This is a genomic window from Flavobacterium sp. GNP011 (genome assembly GCF_056428925.1).
Genome location: NZ_JBWJVJ010000020.1, coordinates 65472 through 76658, shown reverse-complemented (window position 1 = coordinate 76658; position 11187 = coordinate 65472). Strand labels below are relative to the sequence as shown.

The following is an 11187-nucleotide window of genomic DNA, read 5'->3' as shown; positions in this document are numbered from 1 at the left end:
GCGCGAGGATATGGCCTATGAACATACTAAAAATAGAAGACCGGATTTGTTGGAGTATGGGTTATAGTAGTTGTATTTTTAGTTTCTGTTTCAGTAGAATCCATAAAAAAATTGAACTTCTCTAGTGTCAAAAAAGTTCCTGTAATGGCAAGTATTAGAATCGGAATCAAAGACCATCTTCCTAAAACAATATGGTAGTATTGCGCAAAGTTTTCTTTAACAATTCTAGAAAATAAGCCACGAAAAATTTTCTGCCTTTTTATTAGCAGTGCTAATCCTGAAATACTGATTAAAACGAGCATCAAAGAGATAAAACCAACGATGAATCTTCCTGTTTCTTTTAAAAATAAAGACCTATGAAGTGCAGTTGTCCATAGGATAAATTCATTTTTTTTCTCAGGTTTCCCAAGGATTTTCCCAGTATTAGGATTTATGTATGCGTTGATATCTTGATCTTGACCGTCTATTCCCTCTAAAATTACAAACTGATTGTGATCTACACGTACCGAAGTTATTTCTGGGTAAACGTTTCTAACTGCTGTAATAGTTTTGTCTAATGTGAGGGTATCAAAATTAACAACTTTGTAGGGTGGAGTTTTTTCCTGAATAGCATCAACAGCAAGAATCACTCCTGTAACTGATGCTAATATTAAAAACAACGCCGAGAATAAAGCTAGAGCTAAATGTGATAATCGCCAAAAAGAGAGAGTCATAATATGAAAATAATTACTTATCCGTTCTAATTATAAAATTGAGAGTGGATCAAAGTATGTGATTTATTTAAAAATGACCCTTGCATTCATTTAAAAAGCAAGGGTCAATTTGTTTTAATTCAAGTACTATGTGTTTTTAAATTTTATTTAAACGCACGTATCTGATGTAATTGTTACCTTCAGTTTTAGCCGCAATTCCTTCAGTAGTAAGTGGAATTTCAATATCGGTGGTGTGGTATTTGTGATCTTCTACAGCGGTTTCAAAACGCAATTTAAATCCTTTATTGATTTTAGCATCTTCAATTTCAATAGTAGTTATGCTACGGTCGCCTCCTGTTACAGATGCGCCTGTTTTAGCACTTAAATTTTCAGGTTTTTTAGCATAAAATTTGTGCCATTCCTTTAATGTTTTGTACCATTTTTTATCATCGCCCATTACATAAAGCGTTTTTACGTATTCTCCTTTTGCATTCACTAGTGAAACTACAATGTAAGCTCCTTCGCCCATATAGTTTGACATTTGTAACATGCATTTGTATTTACTACTTTGAGCAGTTGCTTGATTTGTTGTAAAACACAATAATAATAGGATTAACGATATTTTAAGTATGGATTTCATATTTTTATTTTAAATATTCTAGATCAATTTTGTTTGTGGTAAGCGTCTCGTTTTCTTTAGCCAAAGAGTATGCCGTTTCATCAAATTCAGTAGTAATATCTTTTTTTACTCCTATACTTAATAAAAATTTTAACATAACATCATCCTTTGCAATCATGGCGGCTTTGTGAAGTGCTGTTAATCCGTCTTTGTTTTTGGAATTTAAGTCTATTGGCAATGAAGACAATTTTTTGACTAAACCCAAATCATTTTTTGCAACTGCAAAATGAATTAAAGTACTGCCGTCTTTTTGAGTCGCAACTAAATCAAGTCCTTTTTCTTGTAAAAATGTCATTTTCAGATCAAATGGATCTTGAATGGAACCGTTTGAATTTTCTGGTTTACCGGTCATTGGTCTGTAGGATTGAATTAAATAGTACCCTAGATTGTATTGATCTTTGTCTAGCACTTTTGGATTTGCACCTTTATTTAGTAATGCTGTAACTGCTTCGGGAGTTCCTGATTTCACAGCAATAGTCAATGCCGATTCTCCTTTTTCATTTTGAGCATTGATATTTGAAACAAGTGGTAACAATAATTCTAATGCAGCTATGTCTCGGGCTGCTGCCGCCACCATGAGCGGAGTATTTCCCTCAGTATTACTTGTGTTTACAGGAACACCTTTTGCCAGAAAATAATTGATTATTTCAATTTGGTTTGGCTTTCCAGCTAAAAAATGCAAAACCGTTTCTCCGTTTTTATTGGCAGTAGTAGGTTTAAGTTTTAAATCTTCTACTAAATATTTATAGGTTTCTAGTGAAGTCACCTCTCTTCTTGATCCTTGAGCAGCAAAAAGTAATGCGTTGTTGGTATATTTTACTCCTTTTTCAATAAGTGATTTCAGCAAGGCTATATTTCCTGATCTTGCAGCATAATCAAAAGCGGTGTTTCCATCAGCATCGGTATCTTTTAAAGACATTCCTTTTGAGGTAAAATAATTGGTCAGTGCCAAACTTTTATCAGCCGCAATAGCCATGTGCAATAGGTTTACTCCATCTCTATATTTTTTCTTAGGATCTGTCCCTGCTTTAAAAAATGCTTCGTAAAGTGCCGTGTTGCTTTGGGCTCCAATTGCGGCAAAAGTAAGTGGGGTTTCGCCTTTACTGTCTTCTAGATTAATATCAGACCCTTTAGCAATTAAATGTTCTACAATTGCCGTATTCCCTCTGTTTGCTGCCCAATGTAAGTAAATACGATTGTCATGTGTCAATTTACTCACTTCATTGCCGGGTTGTTCTAAAAGGTATTTTATAGTCGCTTCTGGCGCATCATTATTAATTGCCATTACGGTAACATCAAAAGCATTTGCTGTTTGTCCTGCAGGGTCATTCCCTTTTTCTATTTCAGCTTTTACAGTATTCACATCTGGTTTTGTTTTCCAAAAGGATTGGTCAAGTAAGCTGTTTTTTTGTTGAGCGCTCATCCATGCGGTAGCACACAAGGCAAGTGAAAGTATTAGATTTTTTTTCATAATTAGTAATATGCTTTGTATACGATAAAGTGTGTTTTACTTTCAGTTATTTAGATTAAATAAAAATAATGCAAATGTAAAAATTAAAATAATATCTTTAGCAATAATTGTAGCAATTATCACAAAATTTTATGACTTGTAATTGAATTTTATCTGCACTTGTGAGCATCCTTTTTATTGCTTATTTGGATGTTAAAAACACGAAAAGGTTTAATATTGTTGTAGTAAACATTTTTGGTTTTAGGGTATGTTTTAATTTATGATGATGCTTGTGTTTTGTTCTTTTTTCGTCGTCCCCACCAAATGTAGCACCCTGTAATGGGTAAAGTAGCAATCAATAAACTGCTAACAAAAGCAAATATTTTTCCTCCTAAGCCCAATATGGCGCCTGTGTGAATGTCATAATTCATTTTCAGGAGATTATCAGCAACTTTATCTGTTGATTTTCTACCAAAAATGTGGGGCACAGCAAGTTCTTTTAAACTGTATTGATCGAAGTAACGGTAATCAATTTGCCAGTAGGTTCCTTTTTCGCTATTGGCATTGGCAGCAAAGGGAGAGGAATTTGTTTCAGGTGGATGAATTTCAATTGCAACTGCATTGGGATATTCTTGTTGCATTTGCATCCAAACGGCATCAATAGATGGCATTTTGACATCAAGTAACGCTTTTGGTTTGATTTCAGATTTTGGGTCTTCATACACCAATGATTTTTCGCCACCAACTATTTTATAGTAGGAGTAAGCAAACCATTGAAACCCCCAGACCAAGCCTGTAATAGCAAAGATAATTCCAATGACTAACACATAAAAACCAGTTACATTGTGCAAATCGTAATTTTTGCGTTTCCATTGCGTTGTTTTTTTCCATCGAAACCAAAAACGTTGTTTGGCAGCGCTTTTGTTTTTTGGATACCAAAGTAAAAAACCTGAAATCAACATAATTAGAAATACGATTGTAGCCGATGCAACCACCGTTTGACCAATTTTATGCGGCAACCACAAATAAAAGTGTCCATCAAGAATAAAAGCAAAAAAACCTTCTTCATGATTGACCGTTTTTAGAACTTCGCCTGTGTACGGATTAAGATAAGTGGTGTAATGATAGCTGGGTTCAAAATGAAAAAATATGGCCTCTGCAGCATTGTTTTTTTCATTGTATTTAATGGCATGCAATGCTTTATTGGGTAGTTCTTGACGGGCAATTTCCTCTAATTTTGATGGAGGTAAAAAAGCTTTTTTTTGCGGTTTAACAAAGCGATAGGTCTCAGTGATGTTTTGTATTTCTTCTTGAAAAGCATACAAACAGCCCGTTATAGCAATAATAAAAACAAGGAGTCCAGAAGACAACCCAAGCCAAAGATGTACGGTGCGAATGGCTTTTTTTAACGAACTATTCTTCATTTTAAATGGTTATAACTCCTCACTGGCGCAAGGAGTTTATTGAAAATATTGGAATGTGATTAAAACGTATAAGCCAAACTTGCGGTTACGTTACGCAAACGTTGCGGTGTTACAGTCGACCAACCAGAATAATATTTTTCGTTAAAAACATTATTCAGTTTAAATGCAAGGTTGAATTTATCGTTTGAATACGACACTGCCGAATTAACGATAGTATAACTTGGTAACGAAAATGTACCAATGTTGGCACGGTTTAATGTTTTGTATTCACTTGCATAATTTCCTCCAAGTCCAAGTCCAAAACCTTTTAATTTTCCAGATTTCACTTTGTAATTTGCCCAAAAGTTAACTAAAGTTTCAGGACCCGCTTCTTCAGGTCTTAATCCCAAATAGCCATCACCAGGATTGTCTTTTGTTACTTCACTTTTGTTATTGCTAAATCCTGCAATGATGTTAAGTCCTTCCATAGGGTTAGCTGTAAAGCTCACTTCGACACCTTTACTATTTACTTCGCCCCCTTGTATAGAATTATTAATATTGGTAGGATCAGTCATCAGTCGATTTTTTACGTCAATATTGTAGTAGCTGATCGTTGCAGAGATAATTTCTTTGTACAGATTTGTTTTTAAACCAAATTCATATTGATTGGCTTTTTCTGGGTCAAAAGATTGCATACGTATGTTAGATCCATCTGCATCCGATACACTTTGAGGTGCTACATTTACAAAGCCATTCATGTAATTCGAAAATACCGATACTTTGTCTTCTAAAAATTGGTATACTAATCCAAATTTAGGAGAAACGGCCGATTGGCTTGCTGTTTCATCAGCGGTAGTCGACTTGAAATGATCTACTCGTAAACTGATCATTGCCGATAATTTTGGTGTAATATTCAGAATATTTGAAGCATAAGCACTGATTACTTCAGTTGCAGCCGTTGAATTGCCCTCGAACGATCCTGCCAAAAGATTGTCTACTCCTGCTTGAGTCAAATTACCAGTATCGGCGCCGTTTTCCAGAGATACTATTCCGTTACCGATCCATCCACTGCTGCCGTTGTTGATGTCAGATTGGTAATAATCGATTCCGGCAACCAAACGGTTACGCAGTGTTCCGATTTTGAAATCTCCAATGAAATTTTGTTGAATGTCGGTGGTGAGAGTAGCTCCGTTTCTTTTGGAAATAAATCTTGTAAAATCATTACCATTCGAATTGTCAAACAAGTAGGCATAATAGCCATTGCTAGTGCTATTGCCGCGCGATAGAACTGTTTGAGAGCTCCATGTATCAGACATTTTATAGAGCATTTGAGCTTGTAAACTATAGGTAGGATTGCTAATGGACAATTGGTTAGAAGTAAATGACTTATCATAGTTTTTTTCGAAAAGTGTCATTGAGTTGAAAGAAAGAGCAGTGTTTCTATTTAAAAACAACATGGGTGCATTTGCGGAATTGCGATTGGTAAACTCAGTGTTGATCAAAAAAGAAAGTTTGTTGTTTACTTTATAACTAAGCGAAGGTGCAAAGAAAAAAGCTTTGTTAAAACCTGCATCTTGAAACGAATTCTCATTGGTATACGCTGTATTCAAGCGTACGGATACATCTGAGTTTAGAGGTACATTAACATCAGCTGTAAGTCGGTCCATTCCATACGATCCTGCATTATAACTGATTTCGCCACCAAATTTAGAGTAAGGTTTTTTAGTTACAGTGTTAATAAGGCCACCATATGAAATCAAACTACTGCCAAATAAGGTTCCGGATGGACCTTTAATAACTTCGATGGTTTCTATATTGGCGGGATCTATACTACCGTTATTAATACCAGGCAAACCGTTGATCATAGTTGGTTGTACCGAAAAGCCTCGCATCGAAAAATATTCGGCCCCATCGCCACCTCGACCTGAAGATTCCCACAAGCGCGTTATTCCCGTAGCATTTTTCAGGGCATCATTGAAGTTGGTTACTACTTGTTCTTTCATCAGCTCTGATGTTACGGTATTGTAAACTTGTGGGTTTTCGATATTGTTTAAAGACATTTTTGAAACCGTGGTGCTTTTTTCTCTTTTGTACTTATATTTATTGGTGTTCACAATTACTTCTTTTAATACTTTAAGGGAATCTTGGGCTGTTTCTTTTTTTTCCTGTGCTAGCAAACTAGTACCAAGTAGTAATAAACTAATGTGAAATAGTAATATATTTTTCATTTATTTAGATTTAATTAAAATAACAATGCAAATATAAAGAGTTGATTCTTTTTTGCAAAGCTTATTTAGAATAAATAAAAATAAAATTTTAAAAGGTTAAAGAAGCTATCTAATAATGATGTTGAGATTTTGGCATAAAAAAACCCGCTGAATACAGCGAGTTTTATCTTTAGAAATTGTGAAAAGTTTACTTAATTTTATTTAGTCCAAACTGTTCGGTGCTTGGTTTGCCTTGTAGTTTTCCTGAAATCTTGGCTACGATATTATTTGAATCAATTTGAGTGTATGTAATTTTTTGAGGATAATCGTTTTTCAGGTTTTCAAAAACCATTGTTTTTTCTGTTGCATTACTTAATGTAAAAGCAACGGGTTGGTCATTATTTTGTCCTTTTATTGTTGCTGTGTAAGTGAGATTATCACCGTTTTGTTGTAGTACAATTGTTTCATGATGTATGGTATCCTTGTCTTGTATGTAAAATGAGGTGCCAAGTAAAGTACTGTCATTGCTTTTTGTCCAGTTCTCAGTAAGGGTTCCGGTTGCTGTTTTGTATTTCCAGTTTCCTATGATCCATTGTGCTGCTTTTATTTTTTCCTTTTCACTAGTTTTATTTTTGTTACAACTAAAAATACATATTACGGACAAGATAATTAGGGCTGATTTTTTCATGGAATGTATTTAAGGATGAATATTTTGTGCCTTACAAATTTATAAAAAAGATGTGATTTCTGTTGAAATATTTAATTGCCAATTATAGTTTACTTGTCATTCTTAGCCCAGATAGAAGCGGCATCCTTTTTATGATTTTTTTTAATCATAAAAAGATATAGCGGATAGCTGGATAAGCTCTAGAAAACTAACTATTACTGATAAGAATTTGGTGTACAAGATCTTTTGTAGCAACGACTCCATTTAACTGCTCCCGAACCTTAATAAAACTAACGTTAAAGGTACAGCCTACTTTATACTGGCTGCATCCATAGGCTAATTTTCCTTTTAATACGGTTCCTTTTTTGCATTTTGGGCAGGTTAATTCGTCGGGTACGGCTTTCGCCAAAGTCTTCTTCTGTTCAAGTACAAGCTGGAAATTATCGTCAAAACGCAATAATCCTTCTACTGTACCGGCTTGTGTTTTAAAATCTTTCAAGTTTACGGTGGATCCTTTTTGCAATAAGCGCAAGTATTGATTTTCTGAAATCTTTTTTTCGGCATAAACATAAGGTAATAAAAACGTACATCCAGATTGATAGGCACTACAACCGTAGGCTGTTTTTCCTTTTATTAGCGATCCTTGTTTGCATTTTGGGCATTTTTGTTGTGCAATTCCGGCAGGTGATTTTTTTATGGGTTTTGCAATTTTCTTTTCCTCATGCAGTGGTGTTGCATGTATGGCACGACGGGTTTCCAGACGAACTTCATCAACAAGTGCTCCTACCATTTGTTTCATATTATTAATGAATGAAGCGGCAGAATAGGTTCCTTTTTCTATATCCCGAAGTTGTTTTTCCCAAGAACCCGTGAGTTCTGCTGATTTTACCATGTCATTTTGAATGGTGTCAATCAGTTGAATGCCGGTTGCAGTGGGTAATACCTGTTTCTTATTACGAATAATATATTGCCTCTTGAATAAGGTTTCAATAATGTTAGCTCGGGTTGATGGTCTGCCAATACCATTTTCTTTCATGAGTTCACGAAGGTCATCATCTTCAACTTGTTTTCCGGCAGTTTCCATGGCTCTTAATAGCGTAGCCTCGGTAAACTGGTTGGGCGCTTTCGTTTCTTTTTCTAAGAAAGAAGGTTCATGAGGGCCGCTTTCGCCAATGTTGAACAAGGGTAAAAGATCGGTTTCTTTTTCCTTGGCAGTTGGATCTTCAAAAACAACTCTCCATCCTTTTTTTAAAATTATTTTACCAGTTGTTTTAAAAACTACATCGGCAGCTTTACCCAGCACCGTAGTATTTGCCACAAGACAATCGTCATAAAAAACAGCGATAAATCGTTTGGTTATTATATCGTAAACTTGCTGGTGGTTGTAGGACAAGTTATTTTGTACACCCGTGGGAATAATTGCATGGTGATCTGTTACCTTACTGTCATTAAAAATCTTACTTGATTTTTTAATTTTCTTATTCAATAAGGGAGCGGTCAATTGTGCGTAAGCCGTTAATTTTTGTAAAATACCAGGCACTTTTGGATACACATCACTGGGCAAAAAAGTGGTGTCTACTCTAGGGTAAGTAATTACTTTTTGTTCGTATAACAGCTGTGCAATTTTCAAAGTTTCATCTGCTGAGAAACCAAATTTAGTATTGCAATACACCTGTAATCCCGTTAGGTCAAATAATTTTGGAGCATACTCATTGCCGTTTTTCTTGTCAACAGCAATAATTTCAAACGGGCTTTCTTTTACTTTTTGAGCCAGAATTTCACCTTCTTCTTTCTTTAAAAACCTACCTTCTTCATAATTAAAAAGAGTTTCACGGTACATGGTTTGTAATTCCCAGTAGGGTTGTGGTTTGAAATTCATAATTTCTTTATACCGTTCTACAACCATAGCAAGAGTAGGAGTTTGTACCCTGCCTATAGATAAGACTTGCTTGTATCCACCATGTTTTACGGTGTACAGTCGAGTGGCATTCATACCCAGCAACCAGTCACCAATAGCCCTAGAAAAACCAGCATAGAACAAGTTGTCGTATTGGCTGGAGGGTTTTAAGTTTTGAAAACCTTCTCTAATAGCTTCGGTTGTCAAAGAGGAAATCCAAAGTCGCATCACCACTCCTTTATAGTGTGCCTGGTTCATAACCCAGCGCTGAATGAGTTCTCCTTCTTGGCCAGCATCACCACAATTAATAACCATTTCTGCTTGGTCAAACAATTGTTTTACAATTTTAAACTGTTTTTGGATTCCTGAATTTTCCACCACTTTGGTTTCAAATTTCTCAGGAAGCATGGGTAAGTTATTCAAATCCCAACTTTTCCAGTGTGGTTTGTAATCATTAGGCTCTTTAAGCGTGCACAAATGTCCAAAAGTGTAGGTAACTGCATAACCATTCCCTTCATAATATCCATCTCGTTTAGTGTTGGCACCCAGTACAGTTGCAATTTCTCTTGCCACACTAGGTTTTTCGGCAATACATACCTTCATCTTCATATACATTTAAGGGCGCAAATTAGCAATTTAGAAAGGATATCAAAAAACAAATCACACTGAGTTTTCAAAAGCTTTTTTGGGAGCAGTACTTCTTTCTTAATAAGTAAAACTCCTCCTGCTATCCGCTATATCTTTCATCCCGAAAAAAAATCGGGATAAAAGGATGCCGCTGCTATCAGGGCTCAATAGATTATATTCTTTTTCAAAAGGAGTAGAGTGCAACACAAGAGTCCTAAACGTAAATATTTAGTGAAATTCTAGCACGAATCTATTCCTGTACCAGCTTCAAATTGTTCTCATGAAAATGGCCAAGTAGTCTTATTTATGGGATTTGTCAAGCATTAGATCCAAAAATAAAATGGAACTCTGAACTTTTTGACTAACCAAGTATATTAATATTTTCTTCGCTATCCGGGAATTAACCAGATAGCGAAGAAAAATTTAAAAACAACTCAAGGAAGGTTTTGAGTTGTTTTTAAATAGATACGGCTACTTACTAAAATAAGAATACGTATCGTTGTTTTTTAATTGAAGTAAGGTTTTGTAAATAAGCTGTATCACATTTTCTACATCAGACCGATCAACCATTTCTACTGTAGTGTGCATGTAACGTAGCGGTAAAGAGATCAAAGCCGATGCTACACCTCCGTTACTATAGGCAAATGCATCAGTATCTGTACCTGTTACTCTTGACGAAGCTAATCTTTGAAACGGAATCTCATTTGCAATAGCTGTATCAAGAATTATTTCGCGCAGTGTATTGTGTACAGCTGGGGCATAGGTAATCACTGGTCCTTTACCTATTTTAGTGTCGCCTTCTATTTTTTTATCAATCATCGGCGTGGTTGAGTCATGACATACATCGGTTACAATAGCAACATTTGGTCGTATGGTTTTGGTAATCATTTCTGCGCCACGCAAGCCCACTTCCTCTTGCACAGAATTGGTAATATAAAGACCAAACGGTAGTGTGATTTTATTTTCGTGTAACATTCTAGCTACTTCGGCAATCATAAAACCACCCATACGATTGTCAATGGCTCTGCAAACAAATTTGTTTTCATTTAAAATCATGAATTCGTCTGGATACGTAATTACACAGCCTACATGAACACCCATAGCTTCTACTTGATCTTTTGTCTCACAACCTATATCAATAAAAATATTCTCAACTTTGGCAGTTTCCTCTTTGGCTCTACTTCTTGTATGGATAGCTGGCCAGCCAAATACCCCTTTTACAATACCTTTTTTAGTATGAATATCCACTCTCTTTGATGGAGCAATTTGATGGTCAGATCCGCCGTTGCGTATCACATAAAGTAATCCATCTTCAGTAATGTAATTTACATACCATGAAATTTCATCGGCATGTCCTTCAATAACTACTTTATATGGAGCATCTGGGTTTATAACTCCTACAGCAGTTCCATAGGTATCCGTAATAAAGGTATCTACATATGGGCGTAAATAATCCATCCATATTTTTTGACCTTCGCTCTCGTAGCCAGTCGGGGAGGCGTTGTTTAAGTATTTTTCTAAAAAGGCTAAGGAAGTTGTATTTAATAATGTTGTTGTACTCATAA

At 35.5% G+C, this 11187-nt stretch carries 8 protein-coding genes; all 8 read right to left on the bottom strand.

From position 1 onward, the window contains the following. Positions 1 to 26: 26 nt before the first annotated feature. The 8 genes from AC061E_RS14535 to AC061E_RS14500 all read right to left on the bottom strand — a co-directional run bounded on the left by AC061E_RS14535 (position 27) and on the right by AC061E_RS14500 (position 11185). Complete coding sequence (locus AC061E_RS14535; RefSeq protein WP_478286884.1) at positions 27 to 713, bottom strand: PepSY-associated TM helix domain-containing protein; 687 nt, start codon at positions 711 to 713, stop codon at positions 27 to 29. A gap of 136 nt (positions 714 to 849) precedes the next feature. Beyond that, a complete protein-coding gene (locus tag AC061E_RS14530) occupies positions 850 to 1332 on the bottom strand; it encodes a DUF2271 domain-containing protein (protein WP_478286883.1) in 483 nt (160 codons plus the stop codon). A gap of 4 nt (positions 1333 to 1336) precedes the next feature. After that, the gene (locus tag AC061E_RS14525) at positions 1337 to 2842 is read right to left on the bottom strand and encodes an ankyrin repeat domain-containing protein (RefSeq protein ID WP_478286882.1); all 1506 of its coding nucleotides are present in this window, start codon (positions 2840 to 2842) and stop codon (positions 1337 to 1339) included. A 257-nt stretch (positions 2843 to 3099) separates the two neighbouring features. Further along, positions 3100 to 4245: a PepSY-associated TM helix domain-containing protein gene (locus tag AC061E_RS14520; protein ID WP_478286881.1), complete on the bottom strand. Its 1146-nt coding sequence runs from the start codon at positions 4243 to 4245 to the stop codon at positions 3100 to 3102. Positions 4246 to 4304: 59 nt separating this feature from the next. Next, entirely contained in the window at positions 4305 to 6452 is a 2148-nt protein-coding gene (locus tag AC061E_RS14515; protein ID WP_478286880.1) for a TonB-dependent siderophore receptor, read from the bottom strand. A gap of 187 nt (positions 6453 to 6639) precedes the next feature. Next, positions 6640 to 7119, bottom strand: coding sequence for a DUF6265 family protein (locus AC061E_RS14510; RefSeq protein WP_478286879.1), 480 nt, complete (start codon positions 7117 to 7119; stop codon positions 6640 to 6642). 187 nt (positions 7120 to 7306) lie between these two features. Continuing rightward, positions 7307 to 9598, bottom strand: a complete 2292-nt coding sequence (locus AC061E_RS14505) for a DNA topoisomerase 3 (protein WP_478286878.1) — start codon at positions 9596 to 9598, stop codon at positions 7307 to 7309. A 495-nt stretch (positions 9599 to 10093) separates the two neighbouring features. Then, positions 10094 to 11185 (bottom strand): M42 family metallopeptidase, encoded by a 1092-nt coding sequence (locus AC061E_RS14500; protein WP_478286877.1) that lies wholly within the window; start codon positions 11183 to 11185, stop codon positions 10094 to 10096. Positions 11186 to 11187: the final 2 nt, after the last annotated feature.

Bases quoted from the DNA above. Each gene is read 5' to 3' on its own strand.
- AC061E_RS14530 (WP_478286883.1), bottom strand. From the start codon at position 1,332: ATGAAATCCATACTTAAAATATCGTTAATCCTATTATTATTGTGTTTT.
- AC061E_RS14525 (WP_478286882.1), bottom strand. From the start codon at position 2,842: ATGAAAAAAAATCTAATACTTTCACTTGCCTTGTGTGCTACCGCATGG.
- AC061E_RS14510 (WP_478286879.1), bottom strand. From the start codon at position 7,119: ATGAAAAAATCAGCCCTAATTATCTTGTCCGTAATATGTATTTTTAGT.
- AC061E_RS14505 (WP_478286878.1), bottom strand. From the start codon at position 9,598: ATGAAGGTATGTATTGCCGAAAAACCTAGTGTGGCAAGAGAAATTGCA.
- AC061E_RS14500 (WP_478286877.1), bottom strand. From the start codon at position 11,185: ATGAGTACAACAACATTATTAAATACAACTTCCTTAGCCTTTTTAGAA.
- AC061E_RS14520 (WP_478286881.1), bottom strand. From the start codon at position 4,245: ATGAAGAATAGTTCGTTAAAAAAAGCCATTCGCACCGTACATCTTTGG.
- AC061E_RS14515 (WP_478286880.1), bottom strand. From the start codon at position 6,452: ATGAAAAATATATTACTATTTCACATTAGTTTATTACTACTTGGTACT.
- AC061E_RS14535 (WP_478286884.1), bottom strand. From the start codon at position 713: ATGACTCTCTCTTTTTGGCGATTATCACATTTAGCTCTAGCTTTATTC.